The 20,316-nt window shown below is 53.3% G+C and carries 14 protein-coding genes; 7 read left to right on the top strand and 7 right to left on the bottom strand.

What is annotated here, in order from left to right; genetic code table 11:
- Nucleotides 1-9: 9 nt before the first annotated feature.
- On the bottom strand, nucleotides 10-447 hold the full coding sequence (gene ppdD, locus FDX22_RS17500) for a prepilin peptidase-dependent pilin (protein WP_115259446.1): 438 nt from the start codon (nucleotides 445-447) through the stop codon (nucleotides 10-12).
- Between the two features lie 231 nt (nucleotides 448-678).
- Nucleotides 679-1,572 carry a carboxylating nicotinate-nucleotide diphosphorylase gene (gene nadC, locus FDX22_RS17495; protein WP_115259996.1) on the bottom strand — a complete coding sequence of 298 codons (894 nt, stop codon included), beginning with the start codon at nucleotides 1,570-1,572 and terminating at the stop codon, nucleotides 679-681.
- 87 nt (nucleotides 1,573-1,659) lie between these two features.
- Here nadC and ampD point away from each other — a divergent pair, with 87 nt between their 5' ends.
- Together ampD and ampE are read left to right on the top strand one after the other, a co-directional pair.
- Nucleotides 1,660-2,223: a 1,6-anhydro-N-acetylmuramyl-L-alanine amidase AmpD gene (ampD, locus tag FDX22_RS17490; protein ID WP_096758288.1), complete on the top strand. Its 564-nt coding sequence runs from the start codon at nucleotides 1,660-1,662 to the stop codon at nucleotides 2,221-2,223.
- On the top strand, nucleotides 2,220-3,074 hold the full coding sequence (ampE, locus tag FDX22_RS17485) for a beta-lactamase regulator AmpE (protein WP_096758287.1): 855 nt from the start codon (nucleotides 2,220-2,222) through the stop codon (nucleotides 3,072-3,074). Before ampD ends, ampE begins: the two co-directional genes overlap by 4 nt.
- A gap of 81 nt (nucleotides 3,075-3,155) precedes the next feature.
- Here ampE and FDX22_RS17480 read toward each other — a convergent pair whose 3' ends face one another.
- The 3 genes from FDX22_RS17480 to aroP all read right to left on the bottom strand — a co-directional run bounded on the left by FDX22_RS17480 (nucleotide 3,156) and on the right by aroP (nucleotide 7,040).
- A complete protein-coding gene (locus tag FDX22_RS17480) occupies nucleotides 3,156-4,106 on the bottom strand; it encodes a family 43 glycosylhydrolase (RefSeq protein ID WP_115259444.1) in 951 nt (316 codons plus the stop codon).
- On the bottom strand, nucleotides 4,106-5,512 hold the full coding sequence (locus tag FDX22_RS17475) for a glycoside-pentoside-hexuronide (GPH):cation symporter (protein ID WP_115259443.1): 1,407 nt from the start codon (nucleotides 5,510-5,512) through the stop codon (nucleotides 4,106-4,108). The genes FDX22_RS17480 and FDX22_RS17475 overlap by 1 nt, the downstream gene beginning before the upstream one ends.
- Nucleotides 5,513-5,666: 154 nt before the next feature.
- Nucleotides 5,667-7,040, bottom strand: coding sequence for an aromatic amino acid transporter AroP (gene aroP, locus FDX22_RS17470; RefSeq protein ID WP_115259442.1), 1,374 nt, complete (start codon nucleotides 7,038-7,040; stop codon nucleotides 5,667-5,669).
- A gap of 564 nt (nucleotides 7,041-7,604) precedes the next feature.
- Here aroP and pdhR point away from each other — a divergent pair.
- The 4 genes from pdhR (at nucleotide 7,605) to lpdA (ending at nucleotide 14,700) form a co-directional block, all read left to right on the top strand.
- A complete protein-coding gene (pdhR, locus tag FDX22_RS17460; RefSeq protein WP_146717538.1) occupies nucleotides 7,605-8,369 on the top strand; it encodes a pyruvate dehydrogenase complex transcriptional repressor PdhR in 765 nt (254 codons plus the stop codon).
- 163 nt (nucleotides 8,370-8,532) lie between these two features.
- The gene (aceE, locus tag FDX22_RS17455) at nucleotides 8,533-11,196 is read left to right on the top strand and encodes a pyruvate dehydrogenase (acetyl-transferring), homodimeric type (protein WP_096758282.1); all 2,664 of its coding nucleotides are present in this window, start codon (nucleotides 8,533-8,535) and stop codon (nucleotides 11,194-11,196) included.
- Between the two features lie 14 nt (nucleotides 11,197-11,210).
- Complete coding sequence (gene aceF, locus FDX22_RS17450; RefSeq protein WP_137361999.1) at nucleotides 11,211-13,100, top strand: pyruvate dehydrogenase complex dihydrolipoyllysine-residue acetyltransferase; 1,890 nt, start codon at nucleotides 11,211-11,213, stop codon at nucleotides 13,098-13,100.
- Between the two features lie 175 nt (nucleotides 13,101-13,275).
- Entirely contained in the window at nucleotides 13,276-14,700 is a 1,425-nt protein-coding gene (gene lpdA, locus FDX22_RS17445; protein ID WP_096758280.1) for a dihydrolipoyl dehydrogenase, read from the top strand.
- Nucleotides 14,701-14,819: 119 nt separating this feature from the next.
- Here the strand turns inward: lpdA and FDX22_RS17440 are convergent, their stop codons facing one another.
- Together FDX22_RS17440 and FDX22_RS17435 are read right to left on the bottom strand one after the other, a co-directional pair.
- Nucleotides 14,820-15,614 (bottom strand): DUF2950 family protein, encoded by a 795-nt coding sequence (locus tag FDX22_RS17440; RefSeq protein WP_096758279.1) that lies wholly within the window; start codon nucleotides 15,612-15,614, stop codon nucleotides 14,820-14,822.
- Between the two features lie 10 nt (nucleotides 15,615-15,624).
- On the bottom strand, nucleotides 15,625-17,229 hold the full coding sequence (locus FDX22_RS17435; RefSeq protein WP_146717537.1) for a DUF3300 domain-containing protein: 1,605 nt from the start codon (nucleotides 17,227-17,229) through the stop codon (nucleotides 15,625-15,627).
- A 433-nt stretch (nucleotides 17,230-17,662) separates the two neighbouring features.
- Between FDX22_RS17435 and acnB the strand changes: the two genes are divergently transcribed.
- Complete coding sequence (gene acnB, locus FDX22_RS17430; protein WP_096758277.1) at nucleotides 17,663-20,260, top strand: bifunctional aconitate hydratase 2/2-methylisocitrate dehydratase; 2,598 nt, start codon at nucleotides 17,663-17,665, stop codon at nucleotides 20,258-20,260.
- The last annotated feature ends 56 nt before the right edge of the window (nucleotides 20,261-20,316 follow it).

The raw sequence follows: 20,316 nt of genomic DNA, 5'->3' as shown, positions 1-20,316 counted from the left end.
CGTTGTTCCTTAGTTGGCATCAAAACGGAAAACGTCTTCACAGGCCTGCTGCAAAGCACCGTCATTTTGGATGTTGCAATTACGGCTCCAGCCGGTAATACCGTTGGCATTGTCCCAGTTGGGCGTCAGGGTGACGCTCAGACCGTTGAGGCTTTCCTGCCCGGTGAGGCTGACGACGCCTTTTTCGACACTCATGCCGGAGACATAGCGCGTGGTGGCAGGAGAGGGAATACCATTGGCCCCGGCATCACAGGTATCCGTACCACCATGCTCCAGCGCGCAGAGCTCGACAGCAGTGCGATAGGGGACAAAGGTTTGCAGCATGTCGGTCAGTGCCGCCTTACGTAGATAGTTCTGATAAGCCGGAATACCGATGGCGCTGAGAATGGCAATGATGCCAATGACCACCATCAGTTCGATAAGCGTGAAGCCTCGTTGCTTGTCCATAGTTCGCTCCTTGAGTTAGCTGACGCTACTGTGGCAAACCGGAAGGTACTTAGGCGAGGGGCAAAAAATAGAATGGGAAGGCAGGTTCAGAGGTTTTTTACGAAATTACACAAGCAGACAACGTATTTGCGAGGGAATGCGAAGAAACTGCCGGATGGCAGCGTAAATGCTTTATCCGGCTGGGGTTGTAGGCCCGATAAGCGAAGCGCCATCGGGCATTACCATGAGCAATTAACGAAAACGCATGGAGAGATCGAGCGCGCGCACATGCTTGGTCAGAGCACCGACGGAGATGAAATCCACGCCGGTTTCGGCAAATTCACGCAGCGTTTCATAGGTGACGTTTCCTGAAACCTCCAGACGCGCCTGGCCGTTGGTCCGTTTTACCGCTTCGCGCATTTGGTCGGTCTCGAAATTGTCGAGCATGATGATGTCCGCCCCGGCTTTCAGCGCGTCGTCCAGTTCATCCAGACTTTCCACTTCCACTTCAACAGGAACGTCCGGATGCAGCCAGAAGGCTTTCTCTACGGCCTGACGCACCGAGCCAGAGGCAATAATGTGATTTTCTTTAATCAGGAAAGCGTCAGAAAGTCCCAGACGGTGATTCGCGCCACCGCCGCACAGCACGGCATATTTTAGCGCGGTACGTAGCCCTGGCAGGGTTTTACGCGTATCCAGTAGCTGCGTCTTTGTCCCTGTCAGCAGGTCGACGTAGCGGCGTACTTCACTGGCGACGCCGGACAACGTCTGCACAAAGTTAAGGGCAGTGCGTTCGCCGGTCAGCAATACGCGGGAGGGGCCGTCCAGTTCAAACAATGGCTGATTCGCTTTAATGCTGTCGCCATCTTCAACGTGCCAGCTGATTTTTACATCATCGCCAGCAAGTTGAATAAAGACCTCTTCCACCCAACGTTTTCCACAAAAAACGCCCTCTTCGCGGGTAATCACGGTGGCGTGGGAGCGCATATCCTCTGGCAAAAGTTGTGCAGTGATATCGTTCCTGGCATCAACGTCGCCGCCTAAATCTTCACGCAGCGCCTGAGCGACAGCGGCAGGGATATCCAGGTTGATGCGTTCCAACAGCGCGTCACGTCGGGAGTCAGGGTTATAGCGGCGAGGCGGCATGATAAAACTCCAAATAGCTAACGAATCATAAGAGAGAAACATGCTACCCTGAACCCGATATGAGCACCACCAATAAGGAGATTCTGCATGTTGTTAGATAAGGGTTGGCTGGCGGAGGCGCGACGCGTTCCTTCTCCTCATTATGATTGCCGCCCGGATGACGAAAACCCTTCTTTGCTGGTAGTGCATAATATTAGCCTGCCGCCGGGTGAATTTGGTGGTCCGTGGATCGACGCGTTATTCACGGGAACAATTGATCCTAACGCCCATCCTTTTTTTGCTGAAATCGCCCATTTGCGCGTTTCGGCCCATTGTCTGATTCGCCGCGATGGTGAAATCGTCCAGTATGTCCCTTTTGATAAACGTGCCTGGCATGCGGGCGTGTCGAACTATCAGGGACGTGAGCGTTGTAATGATTTTTCGATCGGTATTGAGCTGGAAGGGACGGATACGCTGGCCTATACCGATGCGCAGTACCAGCAGTTGGCGGCTGTAACGCATGTCCTGATTCAGCGTTATCCGGCGATTGCCAATAACATAACTGGGCATTGCAATATTGCGCCCGAGCGTAAGACCGATCCTGGCGCGTCTTTTGACTGGGAAAGGTTTCGCGCTCTGGTCACCCCCTCGTCACACAAGGAGATGACATGACGCTGTTTACAACATTACTGGTGCTGATCGTTGAGCGCTTGTTTAAGCTGGGTGAACACTGGCAGCTCGATCACCGAACGGAAGCCTTTTTTCGCCGGATTAAGCATTTTTCTATGGCCCGAACCCTTGGCATGACAATGATAGCGATGGGGGTGACATTCCTGCTGCTGCGTGCGCTGTACGGACTGCTGTTTAACGTTCCGCTGCTGGTGGTGTGGATCTTAATTGGCGTGCTGTGCATCGGTGCGGGTAAGGTGCGTCTGCATTATCATGCGTACCTGAATGCGGCGTTGCGCAATGATGCCCATGCACGTGAGGCGATGGCCAGTGAGTTAACGCTTATCCATGGCGTCCCGCCGGAGTGCAATGAGCGGGAGTATTTGCGCGAGCTGCAAAATGCGCTGTTGTGGAATAACTTTCGCTTTTATCTGGCACCGCTGTTCTGGCTGATTGTCGGCGGCGCGTGGGGTCCGGTGACGCTGGTCGGTTATGCCTTTTTACGTGCATGGCAGTCCTGGCTGGCACGCTATCAGACCCCGCATCAGCGTTTACAGTCAGGAATTGATGCGATCCTGCATGTGCTGGACTGGATCCCCGTGCGGTTGGCGGGTGTGGTTTATGCGCTGTTGGGGCATGGTGAGAAGGCGCTGCCTGCGTGGTTTGCTTCTCTGGCGGATTTGCATACTTCGCAGTATCAGGTGTTAACACGTCTGGCGCAGTTCTCGCTGGCGCGCGAACCGCACACCGATAAAGTCGAAACGCCAAAAGCCGCCGTGGCGCTGGCGAAAAAGACATCGTTTGTGGTGGTGGTGATTATTGCGTTACTGACCATTTATGGGACATTAGTATAGCGTTATGCCGGATGGCGCTAACGCTTATCCGGCCTACACCATATATAGGCCCGGTAAGCGCAGCGCCACCGGGCAATGGTTTTAGAATGTATCAGCAGGCGGGATGCCAAAATCCGGCATGCCGTTTTCGTCCCAGCGTACGAGTTTCAAACGTGTATGGCGGTTGGGATCGTATAGCGGGTCGCCCTCAATCTCGGTGTAGTTCCTCGCATGGTACACCAGCACATCTTCCCCTTCCGGCGTTTGCGTAAAGCTATTATGTCCCGGTCCGAACTGACGATTCTCGTAGCTGGTGGTAAAGACAGGACGCGGAGATTTGTGCCAGTTATCCGGGTTCAGTGGATCGGCACTGAGATCAATCCACAGTAACCCCATGCAGTAGTTTTCGTCGGTGGCGCTGGCGGAATAGCTGATGAACAGTTTGTCGCCGTGCACCATCACGGCAGGGCCTTCGTTGACCCAAAAGCCACGGCACTCCCAGTCGTACTCTGGATGACTGAGCATTACCGGCTCGCCTTTAATCGTCCACGGATTTTCCAGCTCCGCGAGATAAATATTGGAATTCCCGGCAATATCGGGGGATTTTTGCGCCCACAGATACCACTGCTTTCCCTGGTGGTTAAAAGTGGTGGCGTCCAGGGCGAAGGTATCAAACTGCGTTTTAATCTGGCCTTTCTCTGTCCAGGTGCCGGTTAGCGGGTCGGCATCAGCACACTCGAGGGCGAACATGCGGTGCTGGAACATTCCCAGCTTGTCGAGTGCCTGAGTGTGCGTAGCGGCAAAATAGATGTACCACTTGCCAGCAATATGATGGATCTCCGGTGCCCAGATCAGTTCGCTCATCGGGCCGCTGTCTGGTTTGCGCCAGACAACCACCGCAGCGGCGGTGCGTAGTCCTTCCAGGGAGTCAGCCCGCCGGATCTCCAGACGATCGTATTCCGGTACAGAAGCAATGAAATAATAGTGGCTGCCGTCACGGAGAATAAACGGATCGGCACGCTGTTCGATAAAGGGGTTAGGCCACTGATTCATCAGGCTTTCCTTGCATTTTCAGGAGATTTAATGTCGTGATACTCATTCAATTCACGGTAGTTGGCGCGACGCTTTTCCAGGTCTGACTGGATTTGCTGCATAAACTCGCGGTCAACTTTCAGCAGACGAACTACGCCAGCAGTAATCAGATAGCCCACGCCCGGAATAAGGGTGAACAGCAGCATGATACCGTTAATGGCGGACTCGCTTTGTGCTTTAGCACCTGCGTCGTAACCGTACCAGGAGAGCAGGAATCCGACCATCGCCCCGGCAATCGCCAGACCCAGTTTCAGGAAGAACAGGTTGCCGGAGAAGCTGATACCGGTGATGCGTTTTCCGGTCTTCCACTCGCCGTAGTCATCGACATCGGCCATCAACGACCAGTGCAGCGGAGAAGGGATCTGATGCAGGATGTTGAGCAGGAAGTAGAGCACCATAATCATCACGGTAGCTTTTGGATCGAAGAAGTAAAACGCGCCAGAGAAAATCGCCAGTACGATATTGGTCCAGAAGAACACTTTCAGCTTGCACCAGCGGTCGGTTAACACCTTCGCCAGGATACTGCCGATCATCATGCCGACAACGCCGAGGCTAATAAACAAGGTGGCAAAGTGCGTGCTTTGTTGCATAACCCAGGTGACGTAGTACATGGTGGCAGCCATGCGAATAAAGCCCGGGCAGACGTTGCACAGGGTTAACAACAGGATTTTTACCCACTGATCGTTCTTCCAGACATCTTTCAGATCGGCTTTTAAATCGTCGTTGGTCTGGACGGCAGGACGCACGCGCTCGCGTACTGTCGCAAAGCAAAACAGGAACATGCACATGCCAATAAAGGCCAGCACGGCCATCGCCATCTGATAGCCCTTCGCTTTGTCTTCTCCACCGAACCAGTCAGCCATCGGCAGCAGAGTGAGAGAAAGTAGCAGAGTGGCAATGCCCACCAGCACAAAGCGATAAGATTGGCAGGCGACACGCTCTTTCGGGTCGTTGGTGATGACGCTGCCGAGTGAGCAGTAGGGAATATTGATCGCCGTGTAGGTGATGGACAGCAGGAAGTAAGTGACAAACGCATAGATAACTTTGCTGTTGTACGTCCACTCTGGGGTGGTAAACATCAGTACGCTGAATAATGCGTAGGGGAAAGCCATCCATAAAAGCCATGGACGAAACCGACCATATTTACTGCGTGTGCGATCGGCCATTGCGCCCATTATAGGGTCAGTTACGGCATCAATAACGCGAACTGAGAGTAATAAAACGCCGACCAATGCAGGGGCGAGGCCAAATATGTCAGTATAAAAATAGTTAACAAACAGCATGATAGCGCCAAATATGATGTTGCATCCGGCATCGCCCATACCATAGCCGATTTTTTCTTTCACCGACAGTTTACTGGTTTCCATCAACTGCGCTCCATAAATAAGATATGGAGAGAATTATTGTCTGGTGAACGTGTTTTTGCGTTGCAGGATAGCGCCGCTGATATGGATGAAATAGTCGTCTGTGGGAAAGTGTGAGGCAGGTAACACCCCCTGCCTTTGCAGGCAGGGGGGGAAATTAATGTGCTTTAACCGCTCTGGCTGTTTTCTGCTTACACAGATAACCGACGCCAAGAATAGCAATCCACACCGGGATCAGGTAAACGGAGATTGCCATGCCCGGCGTCATCAGCATAATCACCAGCACTGCTGCCATGAAAATCAGGCAAACCCAGTTACCCAGCGGATAGAATAGCGCCGGAAAACGACTGGCGACGCCCTGCTGTTGTTTCGCTTTGCGGAACTTGATGTGTGCAAGGCTGATCATCGCCCAGTTGATCACCAGCGCAGAGACCACCAGTGCCATCAGTAAGCCAAAGGCAGATTCCGGTGCCAGGTAGTTGATCAGGACGCACAGGGCGGTGACCAGCGCGGAGACGAGGATGGTATTCACCGGAACGCCACGTTTATCCACGTTCATCAGCGCTTTTGGCGCGTTGCCCTGTTGAGCCAGACCGAACAGCATACGACTGTTGCAATACACACAGCTGTTATAGACAGACAGGGCGGCGGTCAGCACCACGACGTTCAGTGCGTTAGCCACAAACGTGTCGCCCAGTTCGTGGAAGATAAGGACAAATGGGCTGGTATCTGCCGTTACGCGCGTCCACGGCATCAGGGAGAGCAGGACGGCCAGTGAACCTACATAGAAAATCAGGATACGGTAAATAACCTGGTTGGTCGCTTTCGGAATGCTTTGCTCCGGGTTATCCGCTTCTGCCGCAGTGATTCCGACCAGCTCTAGCCCGCCGAAGGAGAACATGATAATGGCCATCATCATCACCAGACCGGTGAAGCCATGTGGCAGGAAGCCACCTTGATCCCACAGGTTGCTGACGCTGGCCTGCGGGCCACCGTTGCCGCTAAATAGCAGCCAGCCACCGAACAGGATCATCGCCACGACCGCAATAACCTTAATAATGGCAAACCAGAACTCCATCTCACCGAATACTTTTACGTTGGTCAGGTTGATAGCGTTGATGGCCACGAAAAAGACGGCGGCAGAGGCCCAGGTAGGGATCTCCGGGTACCAGAACTGGATGTATTTTCCGACGGCAGTCAGCTCAGCCATGGCAACCAGAACGTACAGCACCCAGTAGTTCCAGCCGGAGGAGAATCCAGCGAAACCGCCCCAGTACTTATAGGCAAAGTGGCTGAAGGAACCGGCTACCGGCTCTTCAACCACCATTTCACCTAGCTGGCGCATAATTAAAAAGGCGATAAAACCGGCGATAGCGTAACCCAGGATAATCCCTGGCCCTGCAGACTGGATAACGGACGCGCTACCGAGGAATAACCCGGTGCCTATCGCGCCGCCCAGCGCGATAAGCTGTATATGGCGGTTTTTAAGACCGCGCTTTAGCTGATCGCCATGCTGTTGACTTTCCATCATGAAACCTCGTGTGTGGTTTTACTCTTCATCTTTCGAGTACTTATATTTTGAACCACGCAGTGACGCGTGTGTAAGTTTGCAATTCCGTTTGTTGTATTAATTTGTTTACGGTGATGCTTAGTAAAATGTTGCCTAAATACTTTTGTCTTGATCAGAATAATGTTATGCGAGCGCGAATGCACCTGCTTTATGAAGGGAGGATGACGAGTTGAATAAAAAGAAACCATTTGTAAGCGCGAGTTTATCTACCACAAAATTTCCATTTTGAATTTTTATTCGTTAATTTTGCTTTTTAAATCGATATTTAAGCAGGTGAATCGGTTCAGATGGGATAATTTTTCGTTTCAATTACGTTAAAACTACCTCGTGGTGGGTAAATTTAACATTTGTGCATAGTTACATGTTTGAAACGTTATTTCTGTAATGTTGTTAAAATATGCCTCCTTTACTGATTTCAATCAAAACCTGTATGGACAGAAGGTGAATACTTTGTTACTTTAGCGTCAAGAACATGAAATTGGTAAGACCAATTGACTCCGGGCAAATGGCTTAAGACAGGAAATCATGGCCTACAGCAAAATCCGCCAACCAAAACTCTCCGATGTGATTGAGCAGCAGCTGGAGTTTTTAATTCTTGAGGGGACACTTCGCCCCGGAGAAAAACTCCCACCGGAACGTGAACTGGCAAAACAGTTCGACGTCTCCCGTCCCTCCTTTCGCGAGGCGATCCAACGTCTCGAAGCGAAGGGTTTGCTGCTTCGTCGTCAGGGCGGTGGCACTTTTGTTCAGAGCAGCCTGTGGCAGAGCTTTAGCGACCCACTGGTAGAGTTGCTCTCCGACCATCCTGAATCCCAGTTTGACCTGCTTGAGACGCGCCATGCGCTGGAAGGTATTGCTGCTTATTACGCCGCACTACGCAGCACGGATGAAGATAAAACGCGTATCCGTGAACTCCACCATGCGATCGAGCTTGCCCAACAGTCCGGCGATCTTGACGGCGAATCTGATGCCGTTCTCCAGTATCAAATTGCTGTCACCGAAGCGGCGCACAATGTGGTACTGCTCCATTTGCTCCGTTGTATGGAGCCGATGCTGGCCCAGAACGTTCGTCAAAACTTTGAATTGCTGTATTCGCGTCGGGATATGCTGCCGTTGGTAAGCAGTCACCGTACGCGTATTTTTGAAGCGATTATCGCCGGGAAGCCGGAAGAGGCACGCGAAGCGTCCCACCGTCACCTGGCGTTTATCGAAGAAATTCTCCTGGACAGAAGCCGTGAGGAAAGCCGTCGTGAACGCGCCTTACGCCGCCTGGAGCAACGAAAGAATTAGTGATTTTTCTGGCAGCAAGTTAACCAGAAGATGTTGTAAATCAAGCGCCATTTAAAGTGCGCGGCAACTAAACGCAGAACCTGTCTTATTACGCTCTCTGGCGAGAACGTAATGGGACAGGTTCCAGATAACTCAACGTATTAGATAGATAAGGAATACCCCCATGTCAGAACGTTTCCCAAATGACGTGGATCCGATCGAAACTCGCGACTGGCTACAGGCGATCGAATCGGTCATCCGTGAAGAAGGTGTTGAGCGTGCTCAGTATCTGATCGACCAACTGCTTTCAGAAGCCCGCAAAGGCGGCGTGAAAGTAGCGGCAGGTACTGGGGCCAGCAATTATGTAAACACTATTGCCGTTGAAGATGAGCCGGAATACCCGGGCAATCTGGAGCTGGAACGTCGTATTCGTTCTGCTATCCGCTGGAACGCCATCATGACCGTACTGCGTGCGTCTAAAAAGGACCTCGAGCTGGGTGGCCACATGGCATCCTTCCAGTCCTCCGCAACGGTATATGATGTGTGCTTCAACCATTTCTTCCGTGCACGCAACGAGCAGGATGGCGGCGACCTGATTTACTTCCAGGGCCACATCTCTCCGGGCATCTATGCACGTGCATTCCTGGAAGGTCGTCTGACTGAAGAGCAGATGAACAACTTCCGTCAGGAAGTTCATGGCAAAGGCCTGTCTTCCTATCCGCACCCGAAACTGATGCCGGAATTCTGGCAGTTCCCGACCGTATCCATGGGTCTGGGTCCAATCGGTGCTATCTACCAGGCTAAATTCCTGAAGTATCTGGAACACCGTGGCCTGAAAGATACCTCTAAGCAGACCGTTTATGCCTTCCTGGGCGATGGCGAGATGGATGAGCCAGAATCTAAAGGCGCTATCACCATCGCGACCCGTGAAAAACTGGACAACCTGGTCTTTGTTATCAACTGTAACCTGCAGCGTCTTGACGGCCCGGTCACCGGTAACGGCAAGATTGTTAACGAACTGGAAGGCATCTTCGCAGGTGCTGGCTGGAACGTTATCAAAGTCATGTGGGGCGGTCGTTGGGATGAGCTGCTGCGTAAAGACACAAGCGGTAAACTGATCCAGCTGATGAACGAAACCGTTGACGGCGACTACCAGACCTTCAAATCCAAAGACGGCGCGTATGTTCGTGAGCACTTCTTCGGTAAATACCCGGAAACCGCAGCACTGGTTGCTGACTGGACTGACGAGCAGATTTGGGCGCTGAACCGTGGCGGTCACGATCCGAAGAAAGTTTACGCGGCACTGAAAAAAGCGCAGGAAACCAAAGGCAAAGCAACTGTAATCCTCGCCCATACCATCAAAGGTTACGGCATGGGTGACACCGCCGAAGGTAAAAACATCGCTCACCAGGTTAAGAAAATGAACATGGACGGCGTGCGTTACATCCGCGACCGTTTCAACGTTCCAGTTACCGATGAGCAGGTTGAAAACCTGTCTTACATTACCTTCCCGGAAGGTTCTGAAGAGCATACCTATCTGCACGCTCAGCGTCAGAAACTGCACGGCTACCTGCCGGCTCGTCAGCCTAACTTCACTGAGAAGCTGGAGCTGCCGGCGCTGGAAGACTTCGGTGCGCTGCTGGAAGAGCAGAACAAAGAAATCTCCACTACTATCGCTTTCGTTCGTGCCCTGAACGTGATGCTGAAGAACAAGTCGATCAAAGATCGTCTGGTGCCGATCATCGCCGATGAAGCACGTACTTTCGGTATGGAAGGTCTGTTCCGTCAGATTGGTATCTACAGCCCGAACGGCCAGCAGTACACCCCGCAGGACCGTGAGCAGGTTGCTTACTATAAAGAAGACGAAAAAGGTCAGATCCTGCAGGAAGGTATCAACGAACTGGGTGCTGGTGCATCCTGGCTGGCGGCTGCGACCTCTTACAGCACCAACGATCTGCCGATGATCCCGTTCTACATCTACTACTCCATGTTCGGGTTCCAGCGTATCGGTGACCTGTGCTGGCAGGCGGGTGACCAGCAGGCGCGCGGCTTCCTGATCGGCGGGACTTCTGGTCGTACGACGCTGAACGGTGAAGGTCTGCAGCACGAAGATGGTCACAGCCATATTCAGTCTCTGACTATTCCGAACTGTATCTCTTACGATCCGTCTTACGCGTACGAAGTTGCGGTCATCATGCACGATGGTCTGGAGCGTATGTACGGTGAGAAACAAGAGAACGTTTACTACTACATCACCACGCTGAACGAAAACTACCACATGCCGGCAATGCCGGAAGGTGCTGAGGAAGGTATCCGTAAAGGTATCTACAAACTCGAAACCCTCGAAGGTAAGAAAGGTAAAGTTCAGCTGTTGGGCTCTGGTTCTATCCTGCGTCACGTCCGTGAAGCAGCGCAGATCCTGGCCAACGACTACGGCGTAGGTTCTGACGTGTATAGCGTCACGTCCTTCACTGAACTGGCGCGTGATGGCCAGGATTGTGAGCGCTGGAACATGCTGCATCCGCTGGAAACTCCGCGCGTTCCGTACATCGCTCAGGTGATGAACGACGCACCGGCTGTAGCATCTACTGACTATATGAAACTGTTTGCCGAACAGGTTCGTACTTATGTACCGGCTGATGATTATCGCGTACTGGGTACTGACGGCTTCGGTCGCTCTGACAGCCGTGAAAACCTGCGTCACCACTTCGAAGTTGATGCTTCCTATGTGGTTGTAGCGGCACTGGGCGAACTGGCTAAACGTGGCGAAATCGATAAGAAAGTGGTTGCTGACGCTATCACCAAATTCAATATCGATGCAGATAAAGTTAACCCGCGTCTGGCGTAAGAGGTAAAAGAAACATGGCTATCGAAATCAATGTACCGGACATCGGGGCTGATGAAGTTGAAATCACCGAGATCCTGGTCAAAGTAGGCGACAAAGTTGAAGCTGAACAGTCGCTGATCACCGTAGAAGGCGATAAAGCCTCTATGGAAGTTCCGTCCCCTCAGGCGGGTATCGTTAAAGAGATCAAAGTCTCTGTTGGCGACAAAACTGAGACCGGCAAACTGATCATGATTTTCGATTCCGCCGACGGTGCAGCAGCTGCTGCACCTGCTCCGGCAGAAGAGAAGCAAGCAGCCGCTCCGGCAGCTGCACCTGCTGCGGCAGCAGCGAAAGACGTACACGTACCGGACATCGGCGGCGACGAAGTTGAAGTCACCGAGATTATGGTCAAAGTCGGCGACACCGTTGCGGCTGAGCAGTCTCTGATCACCGTAGAAGGCGACAAAGCCTCTATGGAAGTCCCGGCACCGTTCGCGGGTACCGTGAAAGAGATCAAAATCAACACCGGCGACAAAGTGTCTACTGGCTCCCTGATTATGGTCTTCGAAGTCGCTGGTAGCGCGCCAGCCGCGGCACCAGCTCAGGCTGCTGCACCGGCAGCCGCAGCGGCTCCGGCAGCGTCTGGCTCTAAAGAAGTTAACGTACCGGACATCGGTGGTGACGAAGTTGAAGTCACTGAAGTGATGGTCAAAGTGGGCGATAAAATTGCCGCTGAGCAGTCACTGATCACCGTTGAAGGTGACAAAGCGTCGATGGAAGTGCCGGCACCGTTCGCGGGTACCGTGAAAGAAATCAAAATCAGCACCGGCGATAAAGTGAAAACCGGTTCTCTGATTATGGTCTTCGAAGTTGAAGGCGCGGCACCGGCTGCTGCCCCTGCGCAAGCGGCTGCTCCGGCTCAGGCCGCAGCACCTGCACCTGCCGCAGCTCCGGCTCAGGCCGCAAAAGCTGAAGGCAAATCTGACTTCGCAGAAAACGACGCTTACGTCCATGCAACGCCGCTGATTCGTCGCCTGGCGCGCGAATTCGGTGTGAATCTGGCGAAAGTGAAAGGGTCTGGCCGTAAAGGTCGTATCCTGCGCGAAGACGTTCAGGCTTACGTGAAAGACGCGGTTAAACGCGCTGAATCTGCACCGGCAGCTGCGGCTGGCGGCGGTATCCCGGGCATGCTGCCTTGGCCGAAAGTGGACTTCAGTAAGTTTGGTGAAATCGAAGAAGTGGAACTGGGTCGCATCCAGAAAATCTCTGGCGCTAACCTGAGCCGTAACTGGGTGATGATCCCGCACGTTACCCACTTCGATAAAACCGATATCACCGATCTGGAAGCGTTCCGTAAACAGCAGAACGCCGAAGCTGAGAAGCGTAAACTGGATGTGAAATTCACCCCAGTAGTCTTCATCATGAAAGCGGTCGCAGCGGCTCTCGAGCAGATGCCACGCTTCAACAGCTCCCTGTCCGAAGATGGTCAGAAGCTGACGCTGAAGAAATACATCAACATCGGTGTTGCGGTCGATACGCCAAATGGTCTGGTTGTTCCGGTCTTTAAAGATGTGAACAAGAAGAGCATTACCGAGCTGTCTCGTGAACTGACGGTGATCTCTAAGAAAGCGCGTGATGGTAAGCTGACGGCTGGCGAAATGCAGGGCGGTTGCTTCACTATCTCCAGCATCGGCGGCCTGGGGACTACCCACTTCGCACCGATTGTGAACGCGCCTGAAGTGGCTATCCTTGGCGTGTCCAAGTCGGCTATTGAACCGGTGTGGAATGGTAAAGAGTTTACTCCGCGTCTGATGATGCCGATTTCTCTCTCCTTTGACCACCGCGTGATTGACGGTGCTGATGGTGCTCGTTTCATTACCATCATCAACAACACGCTGTCTGACATTCGCCGTCTGGTGATGTAAGCGAAAAAGCCGGCCCGACGGCCGGCTTTTTTCTGGTAATCTCATGAAGTCAGTGAGGTTATTGTGCGAAAGACAAATCGGTTGCCGTTTGTTGTTTCAAAATTGTTAACAATTTTGTAAAATACCGGCGGATAGAACGACCCGGTGGACGACGGGTATAAATTAAGAGGTCATGATGAGCACTGAAATCAAAACTCAAGTCGTGGTACTTGGGGCAGGCCCGGCAGGTTACTCTGCTGCCTTCCGTTGCGCAGATTTAGGTCTGGAGACCGTCATCGTAGAACGTTACAGCACCCTTGGTGGTGTTTGTCTGAACGTCGGCTGTATCCCTTCTAAAGCGCTGTTGCACGTAGCAAAAGTTATCGAAGAAGCGAAAGCACTGGCCGATCACGGTATCGTCTTCGGTGAGCCGAAAACCGATATCGACAAGATTCGTACCTGGAAAGAAAAAGTTATCACCCAACTGACCGGCGGTCTGGCTGGTATGGCTAAAGGCCGTAAAGTGAAAGTGGTAAACGGTCTGGGTAAATTTACTGGGGCTAACACCCTGGAAGTTGAAGGCGAAAACGGTAAAACCGTGATCAACTTCGACAACGCTATCATCGCGGCGGGTTCCCGTCCGATTGAACTGCCATTTATTCCGCACGAAGACCCGCGTGTGTGGGATTCCACCGACGCACTGGAACTGAAAACCGTACCAAAACGCCTGCTGGTTATGGGTGGCGGTATCATCGGTCTGGAAATGGGGACCGTTTACCATGCGCTGGGTTCAGAGATTGACGTGGTTGAAATGTTCGACCAGGTTATCCCTGCTGCCGATAAAGACGTGGTAAAAGTCTTCACCAAACGTATCAGCAAGAAATTCAACCTGATGCTGGAAACCAAAGTGACTGCCGTTGAAGCGAAAGAAGACGGTATTTACGTTTCCATGGAAGGCAAAAAAGCACCTGCTGAAGCACAGCGTTACGATGCCGTACTGGTTGCTATTGGTCGTGTACCGAACGGTAAAAACCTCGATGCAGGCAAAGCGGGCGTTGAAGTTGATGACCGTGGCTTTATCCGCGTGGACAAACAGCTGCGTACCAACGTACCGCACATCTTTGCTATCGGCGACATCGTCGGTCAGCCGATGCTGGCGCACAAAGGTGTTCATGAAGGCCACGTTGCCGCTGAAGTTATCGCTGGTAAGAAACACTACTTCGATCCGAAAGTGATTCCGTCCATTGCCTACACTGAACCAGAAGTTGCCTGGGTCGGTCTGACCGAGAAAGAAGCGAAAGAAAAAGGCATCAGCTACGAAACCGCCACCTTCCCGTGGGCTGCTTCTGGCCGTGCTATCGCTTCTGACTGTGCAGACGGTATGACTAAACTGATTTTCGACAAAGAATCTCACCGTGTTATCGGTGGTGCGATTGTCGGTACCAACGGCGGCGAGCTGCTGGGCGAAATCGGTCTGGCGATCGAAATGGGTTGTGATGCGGAAGACATCGCGCTGACCATCCACGCACACCCGACTCTGCACGAGTCCGTGGGCCTGGCAGCTGAAATCTTTGAAGGTAGCATTACTGACCTGCCGAACCCGAAAGCGAAGAAGAAGTAATCTTCTGACTTTGTAAGAAACGCCTCTTCGGAGGCGTTTTTTTTGCCTGTAACGACCTGTAATTTCAGATAACCTGCCGGGTAGCACTCGCGCTGACCCGGTCTACGGTTTACTCGGTTTTACTGCGCGACGGGGTGCCAGCTTTTATCCGGGGCGTAGGTGGTCAACGCCTGCGCTTTTTCTTGTGATGCTTCACCAAGATCTGCCTGGTAGACGGTGTCATCGCCGTTAATCATAAAGCTCATGACGCCCGTATGACCGTAGCTGACGGGCCAGGCCACCATCGCAAAGCCGCTGGTTTTGTCGGGAAGGATGCGGAAACGATAACCGTGATAACCCGTGCCAGGCTCTTGCGGGCTGAAGGCTGGTCCCAGAGGGCTTGGCGCTTCGCCTGGTGCAACGGGCCAGTACAGGCCATCCTTTTTCCCTTCCGTGCTGACAACCTTCTGCGCATACTTCTGGTTCATCGCAAAATAGCTCTGCTGAGCATCCACATAGGCGTGTAATGCCTCGATGGCGGCGAGTTCGTTGCGGCCAATTTCGCGAGTCTGGATCTCTTCGGCGGCCTGCTGCATATCAAATTGCCAGCCGGATGTGGTTTTGATCACCGGGATTGGCAACTGCCAGCCGCTGTCCCCGACAACAAGGTGCGCGGTATTGCCCTCGACGACGGTATTATGATGGACCTTCCAGTCACGCAGGAAGCGATCAACGGCATCAGGATCGACACCTTCTGGCGGCAGAAAATCGCGCCAGTCTTCTCCAAGCAGGTTGTTCATCGCACTTTCATTTTGTTCACCTATCGCGCTGGCCAGTGCGTCGGTTGCCTGGTCTGGTGTACTGAAAGATTGCTGTGCCATCGCGGTGGCCGAAACCATGAACAACACCATTCCACTGAGTAATTTCATTTTCATGTCGGTTCCCTTAACGATGACGGAGTTCACGGTGTTCAGCGCGCCCGCCGGATGCCTGGCGCGATGGTTGGTTGCGGGATATTTCCCTGCTCTGAGCGCCTCGCTGCTGCTGTGCTTGCCAGCTGCCTGAGCGACTATCGTTACCGCTCAGCGCATTGGCGCGCGGCTGACTGGTGCGCTGTTGAGTATTCCGCTGTTGCACGTTGCGTTGCTGTGCAGGTTGCGAAACCCGTTTCTCCTGTCTCTGCGCGGTCGTCTGGCGAGTCTCTCGTTGTTGCGTGCTTGTCCGTTTCGCGGTTTGTGGTTTTGTGTCGTAGCCACGGTAGTTGTTGCGCTGAGAAATCTGCTTCAACTGTTGATTTGATGCCTGGCGCTGAGCATCTTTCGTTCCCGGACGCGCGGTCTGAGAAAGCGTTTTACCCGTCGATTTCTCCATCTGACTCATGGCTGCCTGACGCTGGCTATCGCGGTTGACCGCTCTTTGCGGGTTTTGCTGGGTCGCGCTGAGCCCGGTTGCCGTGTTCGTGGCGTGGAAGCGGTTATTGAGCTGGTTATTCGCATAGGGCACACCCTCACGATAGGCCGGGTTATGCTGCCAGGTACGGTTGGCGTCAGTCAGCCGTTGACCACTGATTTTATTGAAGTTATCAACGTTGATATTGATGTTGTTATCGCCGTTGCGGTTATAACCGCCATGATTATCCCAGTCATCATTATTATGGTGGTGGTCCCAGTCGTCGTCGTCATCCCAGTCGATGTTGCTGAAGATGGCATAGGTTGTCGCTACCCCCAGACTGAAGCCTAAACCGTTAACGAAGCTGCTGCCAAATTGCTCACCGGGCGATGGCGGCAGATAGGTGGGAGGATAGGCGGTATTTGGCCAGGTGCCGTACACCGTATTCGGGTTATAGGTCGGAACGTAAACCACCTGTGGATCGGCGGATTCAATTTTGATAACCGTTGGGCTTGTTGTGGTGGTGGTCGTGGTATGGGTTGTCGACTGACTGGTGTCGGTTTTCGTCGGTGCAGGCTTTGTTACGGTGGTAACCGTCTGCTGAGGCGTTGATTGTAATGCCCCGGTTTGCTGCGCCAGTGCGCGCAGGCGTTGAACGGAGTCCATCACGTCCTGTGGCTGCGCGAGGAAAGCATCACCCAGGCTTTGTACCCACGGCGGATTTTCACCTAACAGTGACATCAACTGAGGAAACGCGACCAGTGATTTTACGCTAGGGTCCCAGGGCTGTCCGGCAACGGCCTGAATAGCGGCGTCACCCTGCATTTTAGGATTGTCTTTAGACCACTGCGCGGCCTGGATAACGTTGGCCGGGTAGGTCGCCGCCATCAAAATTTGCGACAGCAATGCATCCGGGTACAGCGCGACTGGCGCAACCCACTGATCGATTTGTGCGGCAGTGTATGTTGGTGCGACAGCGGGCGCGGATTGCACGGCAGATGCAGCTACGGGCGCTGGAGCAGGTGCTGAAGGTTGTTGTGCGACAGGGGCCGGTGCAACGGGTTCCGTTGTGCGGCTTTTGACGAACATCACGCCAGAGGCGGCAAACAGCCCGGCACTGCACAGAAGGACGAGCAGATGTGGCTTAAAGGGCAACTTCATAAAATGACTCCAACGAGACAAGCGCTGTGCCGTAAGGCGTTTCTGTTGCCGCGAGTATTATTCACCCGTGTTTTACAGTTTTGACTTTTATTGGGTAACCGCCCGGTATGTCCGGAAAAAGAGTGTGAACATTTATTACACAATTATATCTGATGCCTGAAAACGCGTAGAAATATTCTGATGCCGCCGTTTTAAATCAATCGCTTTAAGAGAGTGGGAGGGGACACAAATTTGCCTCGCCTCCTTGCTATACCATTCTTAACGATTCAGCCAATTTTTTATGTTGCTTTTTTGTAAACGGATTAACACTTAGTGAAAATCCTGTTATTGTGCCTTATGCGGTACCGGGCATTTACCCTACAAACTGCTGTCTCACAGGAGCGTGAAGAGAATCGCCTACCGCATATGACAATGAGAGCGAGGAGATACCGTCGTGCTAGAAGAATACCGTAAGCACGTAGCTGAGCGTGCCGCCTTAGGGATTGTGCCAAAACCGTTAGACGCAACCCAAATGGCCGCACTTGTCGAGCTGCTGAAGACTCCGCCTGTGGGCGAAGAAGAATTCCTGTTAGACCTGTTGATCAACCGCGTTCCTCCTGGCGTAGATGAAGCCGCTTATGTTAAAGCGGGTTTTCTTGCTGCCGTCGCGAAAGGCGACACTATGTCCCCGCTGGTGACACCAGAGAAAGCCATTGAACTGCTGGGCACCATGCAAGGCGGATACAACATTCATCCGCTGATTGACGCGCTGGACGATGCGAAACTGGCGCCGATTGCCGCTAAAGCACTGTCCCATACGCTGCTGATGTTCGATAACTTCTATGACGTAGAAGAAAAAGCCAAAGCGGGCAACGCCTACGCGAAGCAGGTAATGCAGTCCTGGGCCGATGCCGAATGGTTCCTGAACCGTCCAGCACTCGCTGAGAAAATGACCGTTACCGTGTTCAAAGTGACCGGCGAAACCAATACCGACGACCTGTCTCCGGCTCCGGATGCATGGTCGCGTCCGGATATCCCGCTGCACGCGCTGGCGATGTTGAAAAACGCCCGCGAAGGCATTGAGCCGGATCAACCGGGTGCCGTTGGTCCGATCAAACAGATTGAAGAACTGCAGAAGAAAGGCTACCCACTGGCCTACGTTGGCGACGTTGTCGGCACCGGTTCTTCACGTAAATCTGCGACCAACTCCGTACTGTGGTTCATGGGCGATGACATCCCGAACGTGCCGAACAAGCGCGGCGGTGGTCTGTGCCTCGGTGGTAAAATTGCGCCAATCTTCTTCAACACCATGGAAGATGCAGGCGCGCTGCCGATTGAAGTGGACGTAAACAACCTGAACATGGGCGACGTGATTGACGTTTACCCACTCAAAGGTGAAGTGCGTAACCATGAAACCAATGAACTGCTGGCGACCTTTGAGCTGAAAACCGATGTGCTGATTGACGAGGTACGCGCCGGTGGCCGTATTCCGCTGATCATCGGTCGCGGCCTGACCACCAAAGCGCGTGAAGCGCTGGGTCTGCCGCACAGCGACGTATTCCGTCAGGCGAAAGACGTGGCGGAAAGCAACCGCGGCTACTCGCTGGCACAGAAAATGGTCGGGCGTGCCTGCGGTGTTACCGGTATTCGTCCGGGGGCTTACTGCGAACCGAAAATGACCTCTGTAGGTTCTCAGGACACCACCGGTCCAATGACCCGTGATGAACTGAAAGACCTGGCGTGCCTGGGCTTCTCCGCAGACCTGGTGATGCAGTCGTTCTGTCATACCGCCGCCTATCCGAAGCCGGTTGACGTGACCACGCACCACACACTGCCTGACTTCATCATGAACCGTGGCGGCGTCTCGCTGCGTCCGGGCGATGGTGTTATTCACTCGTGGCTGAACCGCATGCTGCTGCCGGATACCGTCGGTACCGGTGGTGACTCGCATACCCGTTTCCCGATCGGTATTTCCTTCCCGGCGGGTTCTGGTCTGGTAGCGTTTGCCGCTGCAACCGGCGTGATGCCGCTGGATATGCCGGAGTCAGTGCTGGTGCGCTTCAAAGGCAAAATGCAGCCGGGTATCACCCTGCGCGATCTGGTCCATGCGATCCCGCTGTACGCGATCAAGCAGGGCCTGCTGACCGTTGAGAAGAAAGGTAAGAAAAACATCTTCTCCGGCCGCATCCTGGAAATCGAAGGCCTGCCGGATCTGAAAGTCGAGCAGGCATTTGAACTGACCGATGCGTCCGCTGAGCGTTCTGCTGCTGGCTGTACCATTAAGCTGAACAAAGAGCCGATCGTTGAGTACCTGACATCTAACATCGTCCTGCTGAAGTGGATGATCGCAGAAGGTTACGGTGACCGTCGTACGCTGGAACGTCGTATCCAGGGCATGGAAAAATGGCTGGCGGATCCACAGCTGCTCGAAGCCGACGCTGACGCAGATTATGCGGCAGTAATCGACATCGATCTGGCGGATATCAAAGAGCCAATCCTGTGTGCGCCGAACGATCCTGACGACGCGCGTCTGCTGTCTGACGTGCAGGGTGAGAAGATCGACGAAGTGTTCATCGGTTCCTGCATGACCAACATTGGTCACTTCCGTGCCGCAGGTAAGCTGCTGGATGCGCATAAAGGCCAGCTGCCGACCCGTCTGTGGGTGGCACCGCCAACCCGTATGGATGCCGCACAGCTGACCGAAGAGGGCTATTACAGCGTCTTTGGTAAGAGCGGGGCGCGTATTGAGATCCCGGGCTGTTCACTGTGTATGGGTAACCAGGCACGTGTGGCCGACGGTGCGACCGTGGTGTCAACGTCAACGCGTAACTTCCCGAACCGTTTAGGTACCGGCGCGAACGTTTATCTGGCGTCTGCGGAACTGGCGGCCGTGGCGGCGCTGATTGGTAAGCTGCCAACGGCGGAAGAGTATCAGACCTATGTTGCCCAGGTGGATAAAACCGCCGTGGATACCTACCGTTATCTGAACTTTGACCAGCTCTCTCAGTACACCGAGAAAGCGGACAGCGTGATTTTCCAGACGGCGGTATAATTCGCTAGCGGATTTTGCGCAAAAACGCATCAATGCCCGGAGAGGTCAGCTCTTCG

The organism is Citrobacter sp. TBCS-14 (assembly GCF_005280805.1).
In the GTDB taxonomy this organism is placed as follows: Bacteria; Pseudomonadota; Gammaproteobacteria; order Enterobacterales; family Enterobacteriaceae; genus Citrobacter; species Citrobacter gillenii.
This window is presented reverse-complemented; position numbering and strand designations above follow the sequence as displayed.